The sequence below is a fragment of the uncultured Marinobacter sp. genome (genome assembly GCF_947488835.1).
Lineage (GTDB): Bacteria > Pseudomonadota > Gammaproteobacteria > Pseudomonadales > Oleiphilaceae > Marinobacter.
Genome location: NZ_CANLBK010000002.1, coordinates 294,460 through 319,074 on the forward strand (window position 1 = coordinate 294,460; position 24,615 = coordinate 319,074).

18 protein-coding genes are annotated in these 24,615 nt (G+C 53.5%); 13 read left to right on the forward strand and 5 right to left on the reverse strand.

What is annotated here, in order from left to right; all coding sequences use genetic code 11:
- Positions 1-4 precede the first annotated feature (4 nt).
- Positions 5-991: a diaminopimelate dehydrogenase gene (locus tag Q0824_RS10370; protein WP_298450081.1), complete on the forward strand. Its 987-nt coding sequence runs from the start codon at positions 5-7 to the stop codon at positions 989-991.
- Positions 992-1,011: 20 nt separating this feature from the next.
- A complete protein-coding gene (locus Q0824_RS10375; RefSeq protein WP_298450082.1) occupies positions 1,012-1,305 on the forward strand; it encodes a YkgJ family cysteine cluster protein in 294 nt (97 codons plus the stop codon).
- A 3-nt stretch (positions 1,306-1,308) separates the two neighbouring features.
- On the opposite strand, the gene Q0824_RS10380 is transcribed toward Q0824_RS10375, so the two are convergent.
- On the reverse strand, positions 1,309-1,575 hold the full coding sequence (locus Q0824_RS10380; protein WP_298450084.1) for an RNA-binding protein: 267 nt from the start codon (positions 1,573-1,575) through the stop codon (positions 1,309-1,311).
- 183 nt (positions 1,576-1,758) lie between these two features.
- Between Q0824_RS10380 and Q0824_RS10385 the strand changes: the two genes are divergently transcribed.
- From Q0824_RS10385 to Q0824_RS10420, 8 genes are all read left to right on the forward strand, one after another.
- Positions 1,759-2,655, forward strand: coding sequence for a DMT family transporter (locus tag Q0824_RS10385; RefSeq protein ID WP_298450086.1), 897 nt, complete (start codon positions 1,759-1,761; stop codon positions 2,653-2,655).
- Between the two features lie 119 nt (positions 2,656-2,774).
- The gene (gene tssI / locus Q0824_RS10390) at positions 2,775-4,859 is read left to right on the forward strand and encodes a type VI secretion system tip protein TssI/VgrG (protein ID WP_298450088.1); all 2,085 of its coding nucleotides are present in this window, start codon (positions 2,775-2,777) and stop codon (positions 4,857-4,859) included.
- A complete protein-coding gene (locus tag Q0824_RS10395; RefSeq protein WP_298450089.1) occupies positions 4,856-5,719 on the forward strand; it encodes a DUF4123 domain-containing protein in 864 nt (287 codons plus the stop codon). Before tssI ends, Q0824_RS10395 begins: the two co-directional genes overlap by 4 nt.
- 19 nt (positions 5,720-5,738) lie before the next feature.
- Positions 5,739-8,579: a toxin VasX gene (locus Q0824_RS10400; RefSeq protein WP_298450090.1), complete on the forward strand. Its 2,841-nt coding sequence runs from the start codon at positions 5,739-5,741 to the stop codon at positions 8,577-8,579.
- On the forward strand, positions 8,554-9,429 hold the full coding sequence (locus tag Q0824_RS10405; protein ID WP_298450091.1) for a hypothetical protein: 876 nt from the start codon (positions 8,554-8,556) through the stop codon (positions 9,427-9,429). Before Q0824_RS10400 ends, Q0824_RS10405 begins: the two co-directional genes overlap by 26 nt.
- 605 nt (positions 9,430-10,034) lie before the next feature.
- On the forward strand, positions 10,035-10,703 hold the full coding sequence (locus Q0824_RS10410; protein ID WP_298450092.1) for a VWA domain-containing protein: 669 nt from the start codon (positions 10,035-10,037) through the stop codon (positions 10,701-10,703).
- Position 10,704: 1 nt separating this feature from the next.
- The gene (locus tag Q0824_RS10415) at positions 10,705-11,442 is read left to right on the forward strand and encodes a PP2C family serine/threonine-protein phosphatase (protein ID WP_298450094.1); all 738 of its coding nucleotides are present in this window, start codon (positions 10,705-10,707) and stop codon (positions 11,440-11,442) included.
- Complete coding sequence (locus Q0824_RS10420; protein WP_298450096.1) at positions 11,429-14,113, forward strand: hypothetical protein; 2,685 nt, start codon at positions 11,429-11,431, stop codon at positions 14,111-14,113. Before Q0824_RS10415 ends, Q0824_RS10420 begins: the two co-directional genes overlap by 14 nt.
- Positions 14,114-14,239: 126 nt before the next feature.
- Here Q0824_RS10420 and Q0824_RS10425 read toward each other — a convergent pair whose 3' ends face one another.
- The 3 genes from Q0824_RS10425 to Q0824_RS10435 are packed head-to-tail and all read right to left on the reverse strand — an operon-like array spanning position 14,240 to position 15,731.
- On the reverse strand, positions 14,240-14,569 hold the full coding sequence (locus tag Q0824_RS10425) for a hypothetical protein (protein ID WP_298450098.1): 330 nt from the start codon (positions 14,567-14,569) through the stop codon (positions 14,240-14,242).
- A 47-nt stretch (positions 14,570-14,616) separates the two neighbouring features.
- Positions 14,617-15,312, reverse strand: a complete 696-nt coding sequence (locus Q0824_RS10430; protein WP_298450100.1) for a PspA/IM30 family protein — start codon at positions 15,310-15,312, stop codon at positions 14,617-14,619.
- Positions 15,313-15,326: 14 nt separating this feature from the next.
- A complete protein-coding gene (locus tag Q0824_RS10435) occupies positions 15,327-15,731 on the reverse strand; it encodes a DUF2170 family protein (RefSeq protein WP_200370071.1) in 405 nt (134 codons plus the stop codon).
- Positions 15,732-15,936: 205 nt separating this feature from the next.
- On the opposite strand from Q0824_RS10435, the gene Q0824_RS10440 reads away from it, so the two are divergent.
- The 3 genes from Q0824_RS10440 (at position 15,937) to Q0824_RS10450 (ending at position 23,957) form a co-directional block, all read left to right on the forward strand.
- Positions 15,937-16,563: a hypothetical protein gene (locus Q0824_RS10440; protein WP_298450104.1), complete on the forward strand. Its 627-nt coding sequence runs from the start codon at positions 15,937-15,939 to the stop codon at positions 16,561-16,563.
- A 43-nt stretch (positions 16,564-16,606) separates the two neighbouring features.
- Positions 16,607-18,610 (forward strand): hypothetical protein, encoded by a 2,004-nt coding sequence (locus Q0824_RS10445; RefSeq protein WP_298450105.1) that lies wholly within the window; start codon positions 16,607-16,609, stop codon positions 18,608-18,610.
- An 85-nt stretch (positions 18,611-18,695) separates the two neighbouring features.
- Positions 18,696-23,957 (forward strand): DNA repair ATPase, encoded by a 5,262-nt coding sequence (locus Q0824_RS10450; RefSeq protein WP_298450107.1) that lies wholly within the window; start codon positions 18,696-18,698, stop codon positions 23,955-23,957.
- Between the two features lie 29 nt (positions 23,958-23,986).
- On the opposite strand, the gene Q0824_RS10455 is transcribed toward Q0824_RS10450, so the two are convergent.
- Complete coding sequence (locus Q0824_RS10455) at positions 23,987-24,571, reverse strand: biotin transporter BioY (RefSeq protein WP_298450109.1); 585 nt, start codon at positions 24,569-24,571, stop codon at positions 23,987-23,989.
- Positions 24,572-24,615: the final 44 nt, after the last annotated feature.

The window sequence follows — 24,615 nt, forward strand, 5'->3', positions numbered from 1 at the left end:
CATCATGGCAGACAAAATTAGGGTAGCCATTGCCGGGTACGGCAATCTGGGCAGGGGTGTGGAATCTGCGTTGGCGCAGAATCCGGATATGCAGTTGGTTGGCGTGTTCAGCCGCCGCGATCCCGCCAGTGTTGCGCTTCTGGACAGCAAAGTGCCGGTTTATGCCATGGCCGATATTGAGCAGTACCAGAACGACGTTGATGTAATGATCCTTTGCGGCGGCTCAAAAACCGACCTGCCTGAGCAGGGGCCGTATTTGGCGCAGTTCTTCAATACTGTTGATAGCTTCGACACCCATGCCAAAGTAAACGAATACCACGCGGCACTGGATGAGCCAGCACGCAAAGCGGGCAAGCTTGCGCTGATGTCAGTGGGTTGGGATCCCGGCCTGTTTTCACTGAACCGTCTGTTTGGTGAAACCATCCTGCCGGAAGGCGAAACTTATACCTTCTGGGGCAAGGGTTTGAGCCAGGGTCATTCGGATGCAGTGCGCCGTGTTGACGGTGTTAAAAAAGGCGTGCAGTACACCTTGCCCTCTCAGGATGCTATTGCCCGTGTACGCAACGGTGAGCAGCCCGAACTGACTACCCGTGAAAAGCATGTGCGTGAGTGCTTTATCGTCCTGGAAGACGGTGCGGATGCTGAAACCGTACGCAACAGCATTGTCACCATGCCGGACTATTTCGAGCCCTTCGACACCACGGTTAACTTCATTGATGAGGCTACCTTCACGGCAGAGCACAGTGCCATGCCCCATGGCGGCTTCGTGATTCGCAGTGGCGAAACCGGCACCCAAAGCAAGCAGACTATCGAATATTCACTGGCGCTTGGTAGTAACCCGGAATTCACCGCCAGTGTGCTGGTAGCCTACACTCGGGCAGTCCATAAAATGGCCCAGGCAGGCGAAACCGGTGCCAGATCTGTATTTGATGTGGCTCCGGGTTTGCTGTCACCCAAGAGCCCGTCACAACTGCGCAAAGAGCTGCTCTGATAGAGTAGCGCCAACGCCTTATGGAAATAACTGCCATGTCTGATCCCGGTATTAGCTGCTCAAACTGCCAGGCCTGCTGTTGCCGCCTGGAAGTGATGCTGATTACCGAGACAGGCGTGCCAGAGCGGTTTATTGAAACCGATCAGTGGGGCGGCAGAACCATGGCGCGCTTGGATGACGGCTGGTGTGCGGCGTTGGATCGCCGCACCATGTCGTGTTCAATTTACGACAAGCGACCGTTTATTTGCCGGGAATTTGAGATGGGCGGCTACGAGTGCATAGAAGAACGCGCAGCCAATGAGCCTGCAGCGTAAGAGTTAACTATTGGTGTCTGCTTGCTGTTCCTTATCCTGAGCGACCTTCACCCGTATTTTGTTTGACCCTACACGAGCGTCGTTCAGGTGGGCCTTGGCCATTTTTGCTTCCTTCGCGTGTGGCATTTCCACAAATCCAAAGCCTTTGGATTTTCCGGTTTCTTTATCTAAAACCAGTGTGCACTCGGTGACAGTGCCATGAGCAGAAAACAGCTCCATGATTTCCTGTTCTGTTGTCGTGCGTGCGAGGTTACGGACTAAAAGTTTCATGACGGGCCATTTTTAAAAGTAAGTATGATCACATTGCTTATGGATACGGTGCAGCGTGGCTTGGCAAGGTTCTGCATGCGTTTATATCCAAGCTGCGAGCCGTAGAACCCAGTATAGCCTTTAATAGGTACAAGCGGATAATGGCGTTCCGGTTTAATCACTCGTTTTCTGAGGTTTGTGACTATGTATTATGCGTTTCCGCTACTGGCAGTCATTTTCTGGGCGGGAAATACCGTAGTTAACAAACTGGCCGTGGGCGTTATTTTTCCGGCAGAAATTGGCTTTTATCGGTGGTTGTTTGCTGCCGTCATCCTCACGCCCCTGCTATTGCGTCCAACGCTGAGGTCCTGGCCCGTAGTGAAGGAAAACCTGGGCAAAATTTTTGTGTTAGGTGTGCTGGGCATGGCGATATATCAAAGCCTGGCCTATTTTGCCGCGCCGAAAACCTCCGCGACCAACATGGGCATTGTACTGGCGCTCATGCCTGTGATGTCGCTGATCCTGGCCATATTGGCACTGGGCCACCGCCTTACAGTCGGAGCCATAGTCGGATCACTGTTTTCCTTTCTTGGCGTACTGATTGTAATCACCTCGGGGGATCTGACAGCGATTGCCCAGCAGGGGATTAATGCCGGCGACGGCATGATGCTGGTCGCCGTGGCTGCCTACGCCATATACAGCACTTTGCTGAAAAAATGGCAGATACCTCTGCCTGCAATGCAGTTACTGTATGCACAGGTGCTTGTGGCCGTTGTGGTGTTGTTTCCACTGTTTGCTGCGCTGCCACAAACAGGGCTGAACAGTGATAACTTGCCACTGGTGCTGTTCGCCTGTGTGTTTGCATCTATTGGAGCACCCTTGGCATGGATGACGGGCATAAAGCACCTTGGACCCAGCCGGACTTCTGTATTCTTCAATCTGATTCCGATTTTAACGGCGCTGATCGCATCCGTGATGTTGAGCGAAACATTGGGGTCGCACCACTTTATTGGCGGTGGTCTGACCCTGTTCGGTGTGCTCTTGTCTGAGTGGTGGACGCGACCCTTCCGGGTTAAGGCGCAGGCGCCGGGTTCGGCCTGAGACTTTGTTTACATAGAACGGGTGCTCGTTTGGGGCAGGGAGCATTTGATTAACCGCCGCTTTTGCGACAGAATCTCTGCCCGAACTCATACAGAACCATACCTTCAAGGATTGAAGATATGCCCCAGGCAAGCGGACTGCAGTTTACCGCCCGTGTTGGCGAACTCCCCACTGATCTATTCTCTGTTGTTGGCTTTACGCTGACCGAGCGGCTATCCGAGCTGTTTCATGGCTGCCTTGAACTGGCCAGCACCGACCCGGACATAGATGCATCCGAAGTTTTGGAGCAGCCGGTAGATCTGGTGGTGTGGCAGGATGGCATGCCCCTTCGCCGCTTCACCGGCGTGGTCAACGAATTCGCCCGAGGCGATTCCGGCCATCGCCGCACCCGCTATGAAATTGTTATCGAGCCGCCTGTGTGGCGCTTGGGGCTGATGCACAACAGCCGCATCTTCCAGACCCAAGCCACAGACACCATTGTGCGCACCCTGCTGGAAGAGCGGGGCATTGTGGATTCCGTATTTGATCTGAAACGCGCACCTCAGGAACGAGAGTATTGCGTGCAGCACCGGGAAAGCGATCTGGCTTTTATCGAACGGCTGGCGGCAGAGGAAGGCTGGCACTACCGCTACCAGCACGGCAGCGTGGATGGAAACGAACAGCCCCGCCTGATCTTGGCCGATCACCATGGCGATGCACCAAGGCTGGACGCCGCCGAATACAACGGCAAAGCCGGTGGCAGCACCAAACAATCCGCCGTATTCCGCTTCCGCTACGAAGAGCGGGTTCGCGCCGCGTCTGCAGCCACCAAAGACTACACCTTCAAAAACCCGGCCTACGCCTTGATGCACGAACACAGTGCCACCGGTGCCAATCAACGGCAGGATTACCAGCACTTCGATTACCCCGGCCGCTTCAAAGCCGACGCCAGTGGGCAACCGTTTACCGAAGCCAGGCTGGACGCCCTCAGAAACGATGCCAGCACCGCCAACGGCGAAAGCAACCGCGCAGATTTCACATGCGGTGCCAAAACCGAACTCACCGAACACGACAACCCCAAGCTGAACCGGGACTGGCTGTTGACCGCTGTTACCCATACCGGCAAACAGCCCCAGGCCATGGAAGAAGAGGGCGGCTCCGAACCCACGAGCTACCACAACACCTTCAGCGCCGTACCCGCCGACAAAACCTGGCGGCCAAACATCACCCACCGCCCACTCATGGACGGCCCGCAAATCGCCATAGTCACCGGCCCCGAAGGGGAAGAGATTCACTGCGACGAATTTGGCCGGGTAAAAGTGCGCTTCCCCTGGGACAGATACAGTAAAAACGACGAACACAGCAGCGCCTGGTTGCGCGTAAGCCAGGGCTGGGCTGGCGGTCAGTATGGCTTCATGGCGCTGCCCAGAATCGGCAACGAAGTCATCGTCTCCTTCCTCGACGGCGACCCGGATCAGCCCATCATCACCGGCCGGACTTATCATGCGACCAACACACCGCCTTACGCGCTGCCGGAACACAAAACCCGCACCACCCTGAAAACCCAGACCCACAAAGGTGAGGGCAGCAACGAGCTGCGATTTGAGGATGAGGCGGATAAAGAACAGATCTACATCCACGCTCAAAAAGACCTGGACCTACTCACGGAAAATAACCGCACAGAAGTCATCAAGAACGACAGTCACCTGACCGTTGAGAATGACCGCTTCAGCCACGTAAAAGGCAGCAGTCACCAAAACATCGACGGTGAAAAACGCGAGCACACCGGCAAAGATCACAGCTTCAGCGTAACCGGCTCCTTGCACCTGAAAGCGGGCACCGCCTGGCTCAGTGATTCCGGCACAGAACTGCACATCAAGGCCGGGCAGAAAGCGGTTATCGAAGCGGGTGCCGAGATCACTCTCAAGGCGGGTGGCAGCTTTTTGAAGATCGATCCCAGCGGCGTTGCTATCGGTGGGGCTTCCATAAAAATGAACGCTGGCGGTGCGGCGGGCAAGGGGAGTGGGCAGAAGGTTCAGGTGGCGGGGCTGCCGGGGGTGGTGGCTAAAGCTGGTATTCAACGACCAGCCCCAGAAGCCTTACCTGAATTACCGGTCCGTCCGATTGCGAAAGCCGACCAGATCAGAGCAATCAAGAATGCTGCGGTTCAAGGTAAGGGTATTTGCCAGGTGTGTGAATCCGGCAATGAAGGAGGCGCTAGATGATGCCCAGAGGTTTATTGGATTCTGGTCGGACATTCCTCCTCATAGATGGCGCAAAGGTCGAGAATCTGGCGGAAACAATCTACAGGGAAAGTCCCGGCGCACCTTGTGATTCGCTTTATCGTGGGACTGAGCTGGCTGATATATTGGAGATTTCTCCTTGGCTGGTTGAGGCAAATATGAATAGCCAGCTCGCACAAAGGTGCTTCGATGACTGGAAGCACCTGGGTGCAGCCATCGCGCTCCAGAGTGACTGTAAATTTGACGAGCTGGTTGATCATTTGCGTGGGTTACTTATAGCGCAGTTGGAAACGGGGGATGAGGTTCTCTTTCGTTTTTACGATCCTGAAATCGCACGGCATCTGCTGAAACGAGATAAGGCTGGTGACGACGTAAGTCGTATATTGGGACCATGCGCAGTAATGGCTATTCAGGATCGCCGAACGGGTAAGTGGGAAAGCTTTTACAGTAACCAACCATCAAGCAAAAGGCGATGTGAGGCATTCAGTATTCGTGACGAACACCTGGTTGCGATGGAAAAAGCGGCTGAGCGTACAGCCCTCAGAAAGCTCGAACTCCATACGGAGAACTACTTCCCTCATTTGGTGGGACAAACCGAGGCCGCAGAACATGAATGGGAAGCGGTGTCTGCATTAATGAATGCAGCAAAGTCGCGAGGGCTGAGCAGTACCCGCGATATTGCATTGTATATCAACACAATCGGTTGGCTAGGGCACCATGCGTTCAAAAACGATGATGTGCAAAATATTTGGGAAGAGAATTCAGCTGCACCAAGCAGAGCAATAGCAGGCATTGCGGAGTTCGCCGAAATAAAGTCAATGGAGGGACTGAATCATGGGTAGCGCTAACAGCTCAGCTTTTTTGCAAGGTGCCGATGATATCGATTCAGCCGCGCAGGTGTGCCCGCTCCAGCTTAAAATTGTTGCGTTGTATCCGGTGCGTTGGGCAATCAGTCAGGAACAAATAGCTTTGCCTAAAAATCTCCAGGCACCTTCCGTCGAGCTTGGTAGCACTTATTATTGTGTTCGAAAACTGACGCCCGGTTGGGTCTACATGTTCTCGGAAGTCTTCGGAACGCTGCATGAATACCAAGTCAATGAGCAAGGCCTGATAACAGAGGTAAAACCCGGCGTAAATTCGGTACTGATTCCAGACGCAAATGCGCAAACTGCTTTACCCGCCATACACCATCCAGCTGAAGGGAGGGTGCTTCTGAAATTCACGCAGCACCGATGGACTGTGCGTTTGCAGGAGCTTGTGCGGACAGATTCACAGGTTCGTGAGGAAAATATGCAGTCGTTCGATTTGAGCGGGCTGCCTGAAAAACGAGAAGGCGTAAATATTAGTGAAACCGAAGTTATAAGTGAGGTTGTAGAGGACTTTCGACCAAAGCTAATGGATTTCGCATGGAGCCTGACCGAATTTGCACAAGGAATCAGTGAGCCAGACCTGCAAGGGCAGTGTAAAAAAGAAACAGAGTTTTCCTACAGCGTAGTTCTTAACGACGAAATCGGTATTACCTCCGAGTTGAGTCAACTGCACGCTCTCTACGTGAATCTGATCCTTAACCACGCGGAGGAAAACGCGTACGCATACACAGCATCGCAGTTGGTAGACGCGCTCATAGCAAAAGAAGCCAGTAAAAAGAAATCGGAACGTGACCAGCAAGAAGCCACAGAGGAATTGAAAGAGCGTGTTCGCTCAGCGGAGAAAGATGCATTTGTAGAAAGTTATCATAAACAACTTGAGGATTTTGACCAAGCTAGGGCGTCAATATTTGATGACTGGAAGAGGTGGGTCGATTCCGAGCTTTTAGCCAGAAAGCTGGAGTTCAACGACTGTTACAGTGCTGACGGGTTTAAGGCAGTCGAGCAGGAACTGGCAGATATTCTGGATGGTTATGTCGGTGCAGAAAAAGGTAAGGAGGACGTAGAAAAGTGGCTGGATGATGAGGAGGATCAGGCTGCAACGGTAGGGAAAATGGTTAAAACGGTACTGTTCCTGGCATCAGCCACGAACAGTATTGCCCAAAAGCTGAAAGGCCTTCCAGGCTTCGACTATGGCAATCTGAAAATCGTGGACAGCATATTTGATATGCCTGCGTTTGTGAGTGCCAGCAAAGCGACCGACGCTCTGATGTTGGAGTTTGCTGCCCCTGCAGCGAAGATGGGCCCTTGGGCAAAATCCCCTCAAGCCTGGCCGCAATGGAAAAGTTGGAGCGAGGCGGTTCAAAAACGGTATCGTATTAAGGTTCACCGGCATGGAATGACGATGAACACTGCAGCGGAGTTGCTACTAGAGGTGCACCGGAAGTCACTTGGGGCAGCTCGTTACAGCCTGTCTGATTTCACAATGACGCCCCTGGCGGCTGCCATGGCGGATGTAAGAATCAAAAATTATTTAAACAGAACTTTGATCGATACCTTCCATTTAACCCCCGACTTCAAAGATAACCCGTTTGGTTGGCTTCATACTCGGCTGGATCCAGTGGTCGAAAACATCAAACAGCACCGGGGCAAATTTATTGGAGCTGTGACATTTTTTCATGCGATTAATGTGGCAAGTCTGTTCTCTGGCCTCAAGGAGATGCACCAGGACGTGATGCTGGGAGATCGAACCCTTATTGATCGTTGGGGGTACTTTGTTTCAGGGCTATGGAGTATTGGCGAGGGCGTAGTTAACCTCAGTGGGTTGTTGATCAAGGAAGAGTATGCCAAAGCCGTGGGCGCTAACCTGTCGGCTGCCGGGTCAAGAGTTTCAGTGGTTCTCAACGGTTTTAGATTTGTGAGCCGAGCTTTCGATGTCGTGGCGAGTTTCGCGAGAGTCGCAGTGAAGCACCTTCCCTATATCGGTTCGGCATTGGCAATTGGTCTTGAAGGGCAAAGGGGATTAAAGGCTTTGGATACGGGCCATTCCACAATGGCTGCTCTTTCTGTGGTTCAGATTGGGCTTAGCATAGGTATCATCGGCCTAACTTCTTTGGCTGTGGCGGGGGCGGTTATCGGCGCAGGTGTGGCTGTTGTAATCATGGTGGGCGCGGCATTGGTTGCAGTCTCCCTAGCCATTAGCATGGTACAGCTATACATTGCGCGATCCCGTATTGAGGATTTCCTCTCAATGTCATTCTGGGGCAACGCGCCCACGTTGCGATTCTGGGGCGAGCTATCCAGACCACCGAGTGCAGAACTGTTGGAGTTGAGCAAAGCTATCGCGGCTCCGGAAGAGAGCAAAGAGATCCAAGAGTATTTTGAGGCCGAACTGGATGCCTTTTATTACATGCTATTTTCTCCCGTTGTTCGGATAACCGAGTACATGGCGAAGCATGGGGCTATCACCCTACAGGGTGAATATAAGGTGTTGGCGGAGTTCACGAGTCTCGCAGTGTATTTCCCGGGTTTTAGCAAAGGGGATTGCACGTATACCGTCGAGCTGTTCGAAGTAAATACGAAGTGGTTTAGGAAAGATGAGAAATACGATATCACAGATCGATTTAATAGCATGAAGCGAAAAGTAGACGCCGGCTCTGAAGAAGCGTACCTATTTACTCACTATAATCACAATAACTGCAGCCAGCTTGAAATGCGAATTCATTATGAGAAAGATGGTCGGAAAGTTACGGGTGAGAACGGGCTTCGTTTCATCCTGGATGGTAACGATGTAGAGGAACTGGGTGTCGATGAAAGACTCGCCGTTGAAGTGTGATTTTCCGGAAACAGACCTTGAGCAACAGCTAGAAAAGACGCTGTATCGCACTCATGGAGCGCGGCTCGCCAGCCCGCCAGCCAGGAAGGTGGCGGGGGTCTCAGATTCCTCGGACAAAATGGAGCATGGTTTCGCTCATGTCAGCGATAGGTTCATTGACATTCGAACGGCTTTTATGTCTTTTCGGTCTGGTCTGCCGACCATTGTCTCCTTTTTCATGATTATTGTTTTGGTGCTGGGTGGGATAGCTGAAATGTTCTATTCAGGCGCACTTCTAGCAGTTTTGGTTGCGTTCGGGCCAGTCTGGGTGGTCGTCTACCTCTTTGATATCTTCTTCCCACTCACGTTGCCGATCCGAGTTGACCGGCAGAAAGGGTTTGTTTACGTAGGGCACCGTGGCACCTTCTACCGGATTCCCTGGAATGAGCTAGAGGTTACCTTTTCGTACAACTGGCAGTATTTGGGATCAGGCGTTGTGTGGGAGCGTCAGTACTACTCTCACCTGTTTATGCGCGAAAAACATTACTTTTGCGGTAAAGTCCCCAAGATGCCCCTTCAGCGCAAGCGGATATCTTCTGGTTTTAATGAGGAAAGACTGTATAAATGGTGGAATTTTATAGTCAGGTATTACAAAGATGGAATTATAGAAGAGGATTCTATAAATCTCGCTTGGATTAATTACGGATCATTCAAAGAAGATCTGAAAAGAAAGTCGATTGGAGTCGCGATTGTTGAGTGCTTGGGTGTGATTGTTTTTTTACCAAGTGTTATATGGTGGCATTATTCTCCATTTAAATATAAGTGGCCAAAGAATATTGATGAGATTTTTGGGAAAACGAACTATCACTGATAGAAAGTTTGATTGATTGTTTTACCCGTGAATTCAGCCACCGTGATCTTCATTATTGAGCTGCTTATCGAATATGAAATAGGTGGCCCGAGACTCACCTGTGAAAACGGTCATAGTAGAGTTTTGAACGGGGCTGACATAGCGACCGAGTGTCGATGAAAGACTCGCCGTTGAAATGTGATTTTCCGGAAACAGACCTTGAGCAACATCACATCACTCAAGTATGAGCCCACTGCTTATCGCGGCAATAGGAAAAGCCTCGAACTCAATACACCTTCAGGACAGAACAAGCTGTTCTCTTGGACTCAGAGTAGTCAGCCTCTTGAGAAATGCAGTCGCTCTGGCATTTTTCCGCCTATGGCCTCTAGAGGCTTGGCCACCTGAAGCGAAAGTGGAGGCGGAAGATCTCAGGCATCAGTGCGAGCAAGAGGCTGCGAATGGTGGCGAACACGCTGTAGCATCCTTTTAGTCTGCAAGAAGAGGCTAGGGGCGCCCCACTCTTTGTTGCACTCGAACCGCTCTGCGGATAACATCCCACTCGGCCCCAGCTATGGCGCCTTTCATAAAAGGATTTTGATTTCAATTTGTCGCACAAGGAGTGTGTCATGTCCGCTATTCCCGGCGTTGAATTTGTAGATAATACCAATCAACGTACCCCCTGCGTTTTGCTTCTCGATATTTCAGGCTCTATGGTCGGAGAGCCAATCCGGCAGTTGAATGAGGGCCTCAAGGCGTTTGAGGAAGAGTTGAAAAACGATCCTGTGGCGGCGTTGCGGGTGCAGGTAATGGTCATTACCGTGGGTGGCCCCGAAGACGTTCGAATTGTTCAACCCTGGACAGACGCGGCCGATTTCAAGGCGCCCGTATTGCATGCCAGTGGCCTGACCCCACTGGGGCAAGGTATGGGCGTAGCATTGGATGAAATTGCCAGCCAAAAGTCGGTTTACGATGCAAATGGTATTTCCAGTACCCGCCCATGGGTGGTTATGATTTCTGATGGCTGCCCCAATGATTATGGCTGGGAGTCCTTCGCCGATCAGTCCCGCCAGGAAGAACAGGACAAGCGGGTTATCATCTTTCCTATTGGCACTAAGGGTGCCAACTTCGAAGCACTTGGCAGCTTCTCCACCAAAACCCCGAAGAAACTGAAAGGCCTGCAGTTCCGCGAACTGTTCGTATGGTTAAGCCGAAGTATGTCGACGGTATCCGCAAGCGTTCCAGGCGAAAAAATCAGCCTGCCTGCAACCGATTCCTGGGCTGAAATCGAGGTCTGACATGGCTTTTCAGGTGGCAGGTGCTTCGGCCACTGGTCGAAGCCACCTCGAAAAGGATGCTGGCTGTGAAGATGCCTGGCATGTCGTTCGCCGTGCTGAAGGCGTTGTTGCTTGTGTCTGCGATGGCGCTGGATCCGCTTCCCGTTCCGCCGAAGGCGCCAATGCTCTGGCCGTGGCTGTGGCAGAATCTCTGGCCAACCGGCTGACTGAGCTTCATACACACGATATTTCAAAAACCCTTGTTGATGCCATTGTTCAGACCCGCGACGAGCTCGCACAATTGGGGTCGCTTCCCGAGTTTCACGCTACCCTCTGCGGCATTGCGATAACTGCAGACCAGAGCCTTGTTTTCCATCTTGGTGATGGTCTGATCCTGGGTGTAAACCCTGACGACTGGTCGGACTATGTGGTTAGTGAGCCGGAAAACGGAGAGTTCGCAGAAACCACCTATTTTTTCACCTTGCCCCAATGGCAGTCTCATCTTCGAGTGTTCAGTGCGCCCAAGCGTTACCGAACCTGGTTTCTAATGTCTGATGGGTGTGCCAGTTTCGCCGCTAAATCGGCCCCTTGGCGGCCAACATCAAACTTTCTTGAACCAGTGCATGACTACCTTAGCGGACAAGCGAATTCAGAGGTTCGAAACCAGGCTCTGTTAAGCACATTGCAATCACCTGCTACCGACAAAATTACTGCCGACGATAAAACCCTCGTATGGGTGCATGAACATGGCGCCTTTTGATCTGGAGTTGCGGTACCCGGACGGCCACCGGGAGCGAGTAAGGCTTGGACGCAAGCCGCTAAATCAGGGAGCGGACGGCGCCATCTATGCAGTACCGCGAAAAAAACTGGCACTGAAGCTCTATCACGATCCCGCTAAGGATCCGGAACGGTTGGAGAAAATCCGGCAAATGCTGCTCGTGCCGCCCGACGACAAGGGTTTGCAGCATTTTGCCTGGCCGGTTGCTCAGTTGTTCAATCCGCAAGGTGGCTTTGTTGGCTATGCCATGCCTTTGCTGCCGGTTTCCAATTACGTCTCGCTTGACCTGCTGCTGACCCGTAAAGGCCGGCAACTGGGGAAATTGCCGGAAAGTCGGGATTTCCGTGTCAAGGCAGCCTCAAACCTGGCCCAGCGTGTTGCTCAGCTTCATGCTAAAGGCCACTGCATTATCGACATAAAACCGGCCAATCTGTTGGTACACCGGAAAACTGCAGAGGTCACAGTGGTTGACTGTGACGGCTTTGGTATTCAGGGCGAGAACGGATTTATACCGGGGCATCAGTTCACCACCGGCTACATTGCCCCGGAGGCCTGGAACAGTAAGCTCAAGCCAGAGGCGTTGGATAAAGAGCAGGATCTGTTTGCATTGGCGGTGATCATTTTCCAGCTGCTCAACGAAGGCCTGCATCCTTATCAGGGTATCCCTGCAGGCAAGCGGGCTATCCCGGGCGATACTCAGAACCGTATTGGTGCAGGTCTTTATCCCTATGGCGTAATACCGGATGCGCGCATCAAGCCGTCACCCTGGAGCTTGCACCGTGATTTCCCACCCGGGCTGAAGAGGCCGTTTGATCAAGTCTTCGCAAAACGCCCCAAACGACTTTCCGCGAATGGTTGGGTGCATCTTCTGGGTGAATTGTCCGAAGATCTCAAAACATGCAAAAAAAACCAACAGCACGTCTATTGGGGATCTCATTGCCCGATATGCAAGCAAAGCACTGTCACTATTGAGGTTAAAAAACCGAGAACAAAAAAACAGGCGAAACCGAAAGCCAATCCTCGCCCAATCGTTCGCCCTTACCAAAACTCACCAACGCGAAACCAGCGAGGCCAGAGCCCGAACGGCGGCAGTGCTCTGTTTAAAGGCGTAAGCATAGTATTTGCGATAATGCTCGGTATTGGGTACGTCTATCATCTGCTTGAAGAGGATAAACGCTCCCGCTACTACGCCGAGCAATGGGAGAAAAAACAGCAAGAAGATGCTGAGCGAGAGCGGCAAAGGGTGAAAGCGCTTGAGGCGGAAAAAGCTCTATATCCATGGCGAGACACCGGGGAGCCTGCTACTGCAACGACGGTCTATAATCAGGTTCACACTTTGCCGCCTCCGCTTGGTACCAGAGACGTGACTGTGGCTGAATCCAGGCGTCAAGTACCTTATTTTCAGCCGGGAGCATTCACTACAAACAACGCAGTTCCGCTCCTGATGTATTCTCCGGTCAGAATAGCCTGGGAGTACACCGCCAAACGCCCCGTATCGAGAGTTAATCTGGATTTTCGCTCAGATAAACTCGCGAAAAATGGCTCCCCTTATGCCTTGAAGGAACTTGGTGGCTACCAACTCAGGGACTGGTATGTTCATCCTGATAGTGACGCGCTATACCTGCGAAAATGCGGCTTTCAGATGAACTGCTACCAATTGGCGCGAATAACGCCGGATGGCAAGGAAACTGTCTTCCGGATTGAAGCTGAGCCGAAGAACGACGGCAGTGGCCACCGCCATAAACTAGTGGATCCCTGGTATTTTGCCGTTACAGGGGATGAGCGATATATCATCGTTGCAGGGCACGGTCGTTTGCTCGTTTATCGACCGGATCAACCTGAGCGCCCTCTTGCTGAGGTTGAGTATCCATTGAGCTATAGAAGGCATGAGGTCTCAGATCTGGCGATCACCCCGGGTGGCGAACGGATTTACGTTGGAATGACTTTAACCATTGCTAATCAACTTCAGCTCCATGGAAGCGTTCTCGAGTACTCTCTCAATGACCATGGCCAGGCCGAATTCAGGCATGATTTTATAGTGGGATGGCCGGATGATGGCTCCCTGAATGCAGGGACAGTAGATGTGAGTGATGACGGTAAAACCTTGGCTTTAGGCACCTATCATGGTTTGAAAACTAACGATGCCGTCCACACCAGGAATGGTAAAGCCCTAAACGCGAACACCGCCAAACCCGGAGTTTCGATCTGGCAGGAAAAGGAAGCAGAAGGAGGGTGGAGCAAAACAGGAGAATACGTTCTTGGGCGCAAGGTTGTCAGAATAAGCCCACCTCGCCCTGGTGTTTTGCCAGACAATATGGGAGTTGAATCACTGCCGAAACGTTATGGGTTCAATATCGGGTTCGACCTCACGGGAGATGGCAGCAGGCTGCTGAGTGGTATGGAGCTTGAAGAAGCTCTATATGATGGGCTCGTTGCCCGAGCGTGGGTATTGGACGTTGATGATGGGGCTCCCAAAATGCGAGCCCGTCTCCAGCGGGGTTACACGAAAACAAAAGCCTACCCAACAACGGCTGTCTCATCCGATGGAAAAGATGCGTTTATCGGGTGGGCCTATTTTCATGATAAGAAACTATATTCATCCATGGAGGACCAGCTACACCTTGTGTTGACAGCGTTTGATCTGTCGGAGTAAATCGCCCAAGACTGCCGACTATCGAGAGTTTTGAGCTCCCTTCAGCGCCTCCGGCTGATTAAACACCGCAACCAACGCGATCTTTCTCGGCATATATTCTGTTCCGAGGTCTGGCGAAACTGGCTATCACTCAGATTCGGTCAGATAATTACGAGCAAACACCTGTAAATCCTCCGAAACTCGCTGGCGAATCGTCGCCCGATCTTGCGGGTCAAGGTCGTACTTGCTGGCCAGCAACTCGAAGTCTTCATCTTTCAGGGTAATGGTCAAACGTGGCCTTGCACGGGTTTTCTGATAGGGCAGCTCCAGAACTTTGCGCACCATGTCGGAGGTGCTCATGTTCTGTATGGCTGCAGAGACCCGAAAGGCCCGCTGAATGTCATTGGAGAGGTCGAAGGCCATTTGTACGGCCTGAACGGCCTGCTCCTCTTTAGACCAATCCGGTTTATTTGCCATGGGAGTAACCTGAAGAGTTACGCCCCCGGAGTTCGGGGGCGCAGGGCTTACTGTGCGGGGCTGCCTTTGAGACGAGCCAGCACGTTGTCGATTGCATCTTGTTCGCCGTCAATACCGGCGGCTTTGAGCTTTTCATCCAGGTCAGCGCCTGTGAGTTCTTTTTCCAGAGTGGCACTGGCGGTCTGGCGGTCTTCTTCCCGGGCCTGGCGCTCGCGAATGCGCTCAAGGGTTTCCTTGGCAGTGTTCAGCGAGGACTTCTGGCTGTTGATGTTTGTATCAATCTGGGCAGTGGTGCGAAGTACCCGCTCATTGGTCTTCACCACTTGCAGCTCCCGGCGGTAATCGGCCAGTTGCTTCTCTGCCCGTTGAACGCGCTCTTTCAGGCCAGCAATCCGCTGCTGCAGCAATTCGCGGGTTTGGGTCAGCTCTACTGCGCGGCGCTCGTGGCCAACAATACGCTCGGCCACTTCTCTGGCAAGATCTTCCTGGCCGGCGGCAATGGCCTTGCGGGCATCCTGTTCGCGTTTGCTGGCGTTGTCCTGCTCAGAGCGAATTTGCCGGGCCAAAGAGGCAGATTCAGCCATCAGGGCAGCCAGTTCCTGTTTCGCCTGCTTCAGTTCCTGCTCGGAGTCGCGCAGTTCCTGTTCCAGAATGCGGTTGCCCTGGCCGTCGACTACGGCTTCACCCAGTTCGTTAACGCCACCGCGCATGGCGGTCAGAAGTTTGTTCAGTATGGATCTCATGTCTCAGCCCTCAATTAAGCCAGGTAGTCTTCAAATGTCTGTAACAGGTCGATGGCATTCTCTGCCAACGTCACCAGTTCCTGCATGATTTCGGCTGCGCCGGAGGTGGGGCTGAGAGCGCCATATACCACGTAGTGATCACCGGTTTTGCCCAGTGAGCTCAGGGGCATGGGCACACTGAGTCGCAGCATATTTTCATGCAGCTCATTCAGGCGCTCCGGGTTCAGTTCCTGCTCATCAAAAAGATACGCAAGGCACAGAATTTGAGTGTCGGTTACGGTAAGGTACACCGGCGTTTCTTCTGCACCGGAAACCGTTACCTGAAGCACCGGTTCGTCCCCGGTTATGGGCATAACATCGAAGCGTCGGCCGGCATGGGTAGAATCACCCAGGGCCAGGGTGAGAGTTTGAATATCCACGAATAGCTCCTTCCTGTGGTGTTGAATCGGTTCGGCCGATCCGGACGAACCTTGTCCTGTCGCTTGACATTTTATGTCAATAATTAGAGTCTATACTTCGCAATTAAACATTTGCAAGAAATAGTTTGTTTGCGTTATAACGGCGCTCTGGTTTGACACAAACTGTCAATTATTGGATTTACCAGAAAGGATAATCTGGTCGCGTATGGAAACGTTCTTCGCTGTAGCCTTCTCCTTTCCAACGGTGGTTTTCTCCGTTCTGTTGTGTGTAGCCATTATCTACTGGCTGATATCCCTGCTTGGTATGGGCGATATTGACGCAGATGGCGACATTGATGCCGGTGGCGATTTCAGTGGTCTGATGGTTACCCTCGGGCTGCAAGGTGTTCCCCTGCCTTTGGTGCTCACGCTTTTGTTCCTGTTTGGCTGGCTGGCCAGCTACTTTGTTGATCTTGTTTTTGGCACTCTTATTCCCACTGGCTTGTTGCACTGGCTATACGGGGCAGCTGTTATTTTTTCGGCGCTAGTCGCCTCAGTGCTAGTAACGTCGATCGTGGTACGCCCACTTCGCCCACTGTTTCGCCGTGCATTTTTGCAACCCCTTCAAAAGCGGATTGTTGGCACCCCTTGTGTGGTGATTTCTTCACGGGTTACCGAAACCTCTGGTCGTGGCGAAACGGTTCTTGATGGTGCCCATCTTGTCCTTCAAATACGCAGCCATTCGCCGCTTTCCCGTCGGGAGAGGGCTGTCATTATTGAACATATTCCGGATAAAAATGCCTGGTGGGTCGTTCCGGAATCCGAATTCCATTCCGGTGGCTCCACCGGATAACCCCGCACTCACTTATTTAAAACCAGCTCAGGAGAATGACTAAATGGACTTATCGTGGATGATGCCGGTACTGACGACCATCGGCGTTGTGGTGTTGCTGATATTGGGCGTGCTGACCCTGTTCAAGGCGTTCTATCGCAAGGTAGATCAGGGCCAGGCCCTGATCGTGAACGACCTGTCGCCTACACCCAAGGTGTACTTCACCGGCGCCATGGTGCTACCGGTCATTCATCGCGCCGAGACCATGAAAATCTCGGTCATTACCCTGGAGCTGAACCGCACCGGTAAAGAAGGGCTGATCTGTAAAGACAACCTGCGTGCCGATATTACCGTTGCTTTCTATCTGCGGGTAAACGAAACCTCAGAAGATGTGTTGCGGGTAGCCAAGTCTGTGGGTGTTGGCCGTGCTTCCGACCGCAATGCGGTAAACGAGTTGTTCAATGCCAAGTTCAGTGAAGCGTTGAAGACGGTTGGTAAGAAGCTGGAGTTCATGCAGCTGTTTGAAGAGCGTCAACACTTCCGCGATTCCATCATTGAAACCATTGGCGAAGATCTTAACGGCTACATCCTTGAAGACGTGGCCATCGATTACCTGGAACAAACGCCAAAAACCTCTCTGGATCCCAACAACATTCTGGATTCCGAAGGTATTAAGCGGATTACTGAAATCACTGCATTCCACAATGTGGAGACAAACCGTTTAGAGCGCGATCAGGAGCTGGAGATTCAGCGTAAAAACGTTTCTGCTCGCGAGGCCTCGCTTGAACTGGAGCGCAGTCAAGCAGATGCAGAAGCGCGCCAACGCCGTGAGATCGAAACCCTGCAAGCTCGCGAAACCTCCGAGACCGAGCAGGTGCGCGAACAAGAACGCGCCCGTGCCGAAGCTGCTCGCATTAAGACAGACGAAGAGCTGGCCATTGCAGAAGAGAACAAACAGCGCCAGATTGAGATGGCGATGAAAGCCCGCGAGCGAGCGGTTCAGATTGAAGAAGTGCGTATTCGCCAGGCCCGGGAGCTGGAAGACGTAAACCGTGAACGAGCGGTTGAAATCGAGCGTATTGGCATGGAAAAGGCGCTTGAAGGCGAGCGCAAAGAAATTGCAGATATCACCAGCCAGCGCATTGCGGTAGAGCGCAACGTGGCTGAAGAGGAAGAGAACATCAAGGATGTTCGCAACCGTTCGCAAGCTGAGCGCCTGAAGGTCACTAAAGTGGTGGCTGCTGAGGCCGACGCCGATGAGCTCAAGCTCAAGGACGTGAAGGCGGCCGAAGCTGCGTTTGAGCGCTCCAAGCTGGAGGCTGAACAGATTCGAGTTACCGCCCAGGCGGAATTGGATGCAGCAGAGAAAGAATCCATTGCCGATGAAAAGCGGGCTCGTGGTCGTCAGGCCTTGTCTGCCTCTGACGGACTGGCTGAAGCCCAGGTTAAGGAAGCCCAGGCGTCGGCTATTCGGGCTGATGGTATCGCCCGTGCCGACGTTAAATCGGCCACGGCAAAAGCAGATGAAGAAGCCGGCATGGCAGAGATTCGGGTTCTTGAGCAGCGCCTTGAAACTGAAGCTATGGGTGAAGAAAAGCTGGGTCTGGCGAAAGCGGATGCTCGCAAAGCCATGGTATTGGCAGAGGCCGAAGGTGAAGAGCGCATGGGGCACGCGAAAGCAGACGCCCGTGAAGCCATGGCCAAGGCAGAAGCGTCAGGCCTCGTGGAGAAACTGAAAGCCTACAATGACATGTCTGAAGAAGCCCGACACTTTGAAGAATTCCGGATGAACCTGGAAGTTCATGAGAAGGAAGTGTTGGCGAGGATTGAGGCCCAGCAGACAGGCATTCTGGAAAATGGCCGGGTAATGGCCGCCGCTCTGAAGGACGCCAAGTTTGAAATGATTGGCGGCGACGGCGGTATCTTCGACAAGTTCGCCCAGGGCCTTGGTTATGGCAAGAGCGTACAGGGCGTGCTGGATAATGCCCCGTCACTGCAAGCGGCTTTGGCAGGTATCGCCGGGCGTATTGCAGCGGACAAGCCCAGTAAAGCCTCTGAAACTGCATAAAACCCCGGGCACCACCTGCGCCTGAATAGGCGTAGGTGGTGCCTATCTCGTTCAGGTTTTCCCCCTTTGTTCAGGATGATTTGGTATGTCGACGGATCGCACCGGCCTTGAGAGCATTGTTCAGGAAGGTTCTGCCTTCGAAACCATTCAGCGTCGCCTGAAAGAGCAGGGCGGTCAGCTTCGCGAGCAGGTGTCGGGGCTGAATCAGGCCCGGGAAGATATTTTCGGAAGCGCCGGCATGAACGTGCTGGGGCGTGCCCGGGTCAGAACCGAAAATAACGCCATAGCCCGGGATGTAGTGCGCCTTGGTGACAAGCTGTTGTTCGGTTTTAACCTGCAACTGGGGTTACGCAAAACCCTGGAGCTTGAGGATGTCTTCTGCCTGTACCACCTGAATGATGGTGACGGTGGCTTTGAAATGACAGAGGCCGCGATTGAGGGCACTTTCCTGAAAGATGGCCGCTTTGCCACCGACTTCCGAGAGCTTCAGCAATATTACAACACCGCCACTCTGTCTCAGCTGACGATCCTTAAAGGCATGCTGCTGATGGTGTTTCGCATCGGCGACAAACTCGGTGACCTGCGGGTATTCCGCTGGGAGCTGAAGCCGAATGGTGAGGTAAACCGCTACATAGACAACCGGGGCGAGCGGGATCTTACCTTCCCCGACAGGTTCAGTTTTCCCTGGAAAACCGTCGGTCGTGACTGCCAGGTGCAGGGGCGGTCTCCGCATCTGAACATCGCCGACACCCTGTTCGTGGATAACCTCCGGGGCGAGATTACCTTCAAGGTGGAGAACAACACGGCTACCGGCGAGGGCATTTATGCAGATCCGGTAGAGTCTGATTCCCAGTCCCTGGACGACGCTACCTTTGAGTACGCCGATCTGGGTGAAATCCTTCTGGTACGAATTCTTCCGTTCAACGAAAAGGACTGGCGCTACTACCTGTTCAATCGCACCCAGCGGAAAGTTGAGCGGGTAGACAGCATGGCCGGCTCCGTGGTGTCGCTTCCGGATAACCACGGCCTCATTTTTCCGTCTGGGTATTACCTCACTACAGGGGAGCTGAAAACCTTCCAGATTCCGGAAGGGGATTTCCGCCTCAAGCGTTCATTGCGAGCGCCCAACGGTGAGGATGTACTCTACGTATTTTTCGAGCAGCTCACCGGGCAGGTGATTCTGTTCCGCTATAACCTGATCCGTAAGCAGGCCGATGTACCGCTGATTGGTCATGGTTTTGCGCTCTTTGAAAATGGCCACTTGGTGGTTTTCAGTGCCGACAACGAGCCAACTCTGGTCCACCCGCTGCAGGTTTGGGAAACGCCGTTTACCTCCGAGAACTTCCACGCGCAGGCCAGCGTTGCCAACGACTCGGAACTGGCCCGCATCGGCAACCCGGATTTGGTTCGAGGAATCGCCGAGCTGAACACGGTCATTACTTTGGTGGAAGCCAAGGGCGCCAGTGAGCGTCATTTTACCTCTTTGATTCGCACTGTAGACCGCGTTCTCGACCAATTTTACTGGCTGACTGCGAGGCAGGATGAAGCCTTGTTTGCGGGCCTGCATGAGCAGCTCTCCACCATTCGCAACACGGCCGAACTGGTGCTGGATGAGTACGAGAAAGTTCAGAGCATCCGGGCACAGACGGAAGCTGCAATCAGTGAAGTGGCAGATGTTCAGGGTGCCTTGATGCGGGATCTGAAACCGGACAGCTGGAAAGCGCCGGATCAGTTCGTGGGGTACCTGGCCAGGCTTCGGGAACACCGGGGCCGGGTGCGAACGCTGAAGGATCGCCGCTACGCAGACGAAGCACGAATAGACGGCCTTGAGCAGGAGTTGGCGGATGCAGAAGAACGGCTGACTGAACGCACCTTCCGTTTTCTGGCTTCCCCCGAAGCACTGGAGGGCTATCGCAAAACCCTGACAGAGCTTCAGACTGATCTGGCGGGTGCAGAAAGCCGGGATGCCCTGAAAAAGATTGTGGAGCGCTACCGAGAGCTGACCACTGGCCTGGATATGATTCAGGGCATGCTGGCGTCCATGGCTGGCGACGACGCTGCGCTGGAAACCGCCATTACCGACAATATCTCGGGCATATACGCCAGCATCAACCAGCAGCGCTCGGAAGCGGAAATCCGCCTGAAAGAGCAGGGCAGTGCCGAGGCTCGGGCCCAGTTTGCGGCTCGCATCCGGTTGTTTGAACAAAGCTTGGCCAACGGTGTCAGCGCGCTTTCCGATGTGCGGGAATGCGATGGCCTGATGACCCGAATGCTCGATCAGTTGCAGGAACTGGAAAGCCAGTTTGGTGAGTACGATGAGTTCCTGGCCGCAGTTCTGGAGCAGCGTGAAAACGCCCATGAAAGCATTGAAGCCCGGCGCCAGCAATTGCAGGACCAACGGCAGCGCCGGGTAACCACACTTACGGACGCCGCTGAGCGCATACTGAAAAACGTCAACCGCCGTACCGAACGCTTTACCACAGTGGAAGAATTGCATGCCTTTTTTGCGTCCGATGCCATGGTGGCGCGCCTGCGCAGCATGGCAAAGGAGTTGCGGGAGCTGGGCGCGGCCATGGAAGCCGATGATTGCCTGGGGCAGATGAAAGCCGCCCAGGACACGGCCCTGAGAAGTGTGCGGGACAAAGCCGATATCTTTGAGGATGGCGGCGCCGTTATCCGGCTTGGCAAGCACAAGTTCAGCGTCAACCAGCAGGAGCTGGATCTCACCCTGATCCCGCGGGATGACCATGTGCTGCTGCACCTGACCGGTACCCAGTATTACGAACGGCTGGACGAACCGGAACTCGATCGCCTTCGGGGCTACTGGAACATGAGCCAGCCGTCGGAATCTGCCAAGGTTTACCGGGGGGAGTACCTGGCAGCTCTGGTAATTGAAGAGTTCCGGAAATCACAGGATTTACCAGTTAACGTCGCCGATATTGAAGAACTTACCGGCTATATCCGCACATTTGCATCGCCCCGTTACCGCGAAGGCTATGAAAAGGGCATTCACGATCACGATGCCGCGCTGATTGTCAGCACCCTTTGGCCCGCCATTCAAAATGCCGGTTTGCTGCGCTTCAGCCCTAATGCAAGGGCGCTGGCGATGCTGTTCTGGGCGCAACTGGGTCAGCAGCAGGTTCACGCTCAACAGCTACGCTCCCGTTGTTTGTCTGCCGGCATACTCAGCCGCATGATGCAGTCCAGTGAATTGCTGCAGGCTCTGGAACAGGAAGTTGAGCCGAAGCTATCAGAGTTTGTTGAGACTAGTGGTCTCACCCTGACTGAAAAAGGCAGTGCCGAACGCACACTGTTGAAATCAGCCGCCGAGTATCTGGTTTTGCAACTGGCAGAAGAATCGGAAATCTTCGAGATCACCCGCTATGCCGGTGAACTGGCGGAAGGCTTTACCGAAGCGCTGAAACGGGATAACCAGTTTGCCCAGTACCAGAACGCCCTGAATGTTGTTGCCGACCAGCCGGCTGCACGCTGGAGCATCACCCGCCACTGGCTGCAAGCCTGGATGGGCAAAACAGACCGGCAACACCTGTTGCATTACTTGCCGGAAGTGGTGGCGGTATTGAATGCCGGGGAGGCTATCACCACGGCGGTACGCAGTGTGGAACTGGCTTTTGAGGTTGATGGGCTGCTGGGCCAGCACGCCAATATCAACGAACGTTCCCTGAGCCTGCAACTGGATGAATACGAAGAACGCCTGCGCTATCACCGGCAGGAGATCATTCCCGGCTGGCAGCAGTTGCAAGATGTTCGCCATAGCGTGCTGGAAAAATGGCGCAACCAATTGCGTTTGGACGAATACCGGCCCCGGCCGTTGTCTTCATTTGTCCGCAACAAACTGATCAGCGAAAGCTACCTGCCGATCATTGGCGACAACCTGGCCAAGCAAATGGGCACGGCTGGCGAAGACCGGCGTACCGATCAATCCGGCCTGTTAATGATGATCTCGCCGCCGGGTTACGGTAAAACCACATTGATGGAATACGTCGCCAATCGGCTGGGCCTGATCTTCATGAAGATCAACTGCCCCAGTTTGGGCCACGATGTCACCTCTCTGGATCCGGAGAAGGCACCGCACTCCACAGCGAAGGCAGAGCTGATCAAGCTCAACCTGGCCCTGGAAATGGGCAACAACGTGATGCTGTATCTGGATGACATCCAGCACACGCACCCGGAGTTCCTGCAGAAATTCATCTCCCTATGTGACGGCACCCGACGTATCGAAGGCGTATGGCGCGGCCGCACCAGCACCTACGACATGCGGGGCAAGCGTTTCTGCGTAGTCATGGCTGGTAACCCCTATACGGAAAGCGGCGAAGTGTTCAAAGTGCCCGACATGCTGGCAAACCGGGCCGATATCTACAACCTGGGTGATGTGCTATCGGGTATGGAACACGCCTTCGAGTTGTCCTATATCGAGAACAGCCTTAGTGCGAACCGGGTACTGGCGCCCTTGGCGACCCGTGGCATGGCAGACTTCTACCGGTTTGCGGATCTGGCGGAAGGCAAGGCTGTGGCAGATTCAGACTTCGAGCACGATTACAGCGCCGCCGAACGGGACGAAATTGTCTCCCTGCTGAAGAAAATGATGCGCGTGCGGGAAACTGTGCTGCGGGTGAATCAGGCATACATTGCTTCAAGCGCCCAAGCCGAGGCCTATCGCACGGAGCCGACCTTCAAGCTGCAGGGCAGTTACCGGAACATGAACAAGCTGGCGGAAAAGCTGTCGCCGGTGATGAGCGATAAAGAGCTGGAAGCGCTGATTGACGATCATTACCAGGGTGAATCCCAATTGCTGACCCAAGGCGCAGAAGAAAATCTTCTGAAGCTTAAGCAAATGCGCGGCACCATGACCGAAGCAGAAATCGCCCGCTGGCAGGCTATCTGTGAAGAATATCGGCGGCGCCAACAGGCGGGGGGCGATGAGGAAACCGGCGTTAAAGTTGTACGCCAGCTGGGCTTGATAGCGGAACAAATGCAGCAGTTGGGTCAACAGTTGGTCGCGGGCATGGCGAGTCGTAAAGACTCGGAGCCAGACCTCAATAAGGCCCTTGGTGAACTGTCACGCTCCCTCGAAACCGGTCTGGCCGAAGGCTTACAGACAGTACAGTTGAAGCCGGCAGTAACGGTAAATCTGGACAGCCCGCCTCAGGTAGGCGAAGCCCTCACAGCCTTCGCCCGAATCTTTGAGGAATCCATTGTTCCACTGGTAAAACTGATGGACGGCAAGCTGGGCCTGGATCTGAAAACCCAACGGGAAATGGGTAGAGTTTTGAGGGTGATTGGTGAACTGCAAGAATCCGTAATGGGGCGAGAGTCTGGGAAGTGAGTGTTGATACTTGAGATTTATATGGGGCCCTACAGGCTAGCGCCCCGGAATCTCAACAAGCGATCAACAACGAAAATCGTACCAACCGCAAGAGCTGACTTTATAACGCCCCCAAGCAAGAACGGCAGAACACCTTTCAGGAATGCTTTTTCTGGCCCAATGGTAAATGCCAGCCATGCGCCGCCAAACCCAAGGCAAACGGTATGGCCCAATAGCATTGCCAGGAAGGCCAGAGCAATATTCTTGGTGTTCCAGCCGCGCTCGAAAAGCACGCCAACCAGGGCAACGGCCAGAGGAAAGGCAAACAGGTAGCCTGCAGTTGGCCCTGCAAAATAATCCAATCCGCTGGAGCCCCCGGCAAGAACGGGTAGTCCCAGGGCTCCGAAACACAGCCACAGGATTGTTGAGGCGGCACCGAGTTTCCAGCCGAGAAGCCCTGCAACAGTGAGAAGTACATAGGTTTGCGCGGTAATAGGCACCGGCACCATGGGGATCTCGATGTAGGATGCTACAGATAAGCACAGAGCTGTGATTACGATGGCAATCAGTTTCCAGCTTACTGAACGCCCATTTGGATCGAGAGGGCTGAAACTTTGGCTTGGTACAGGCGTCATCATTTTCCCTTGTTTGGAATGTTGTGTCTCAATGAGTCATGCAT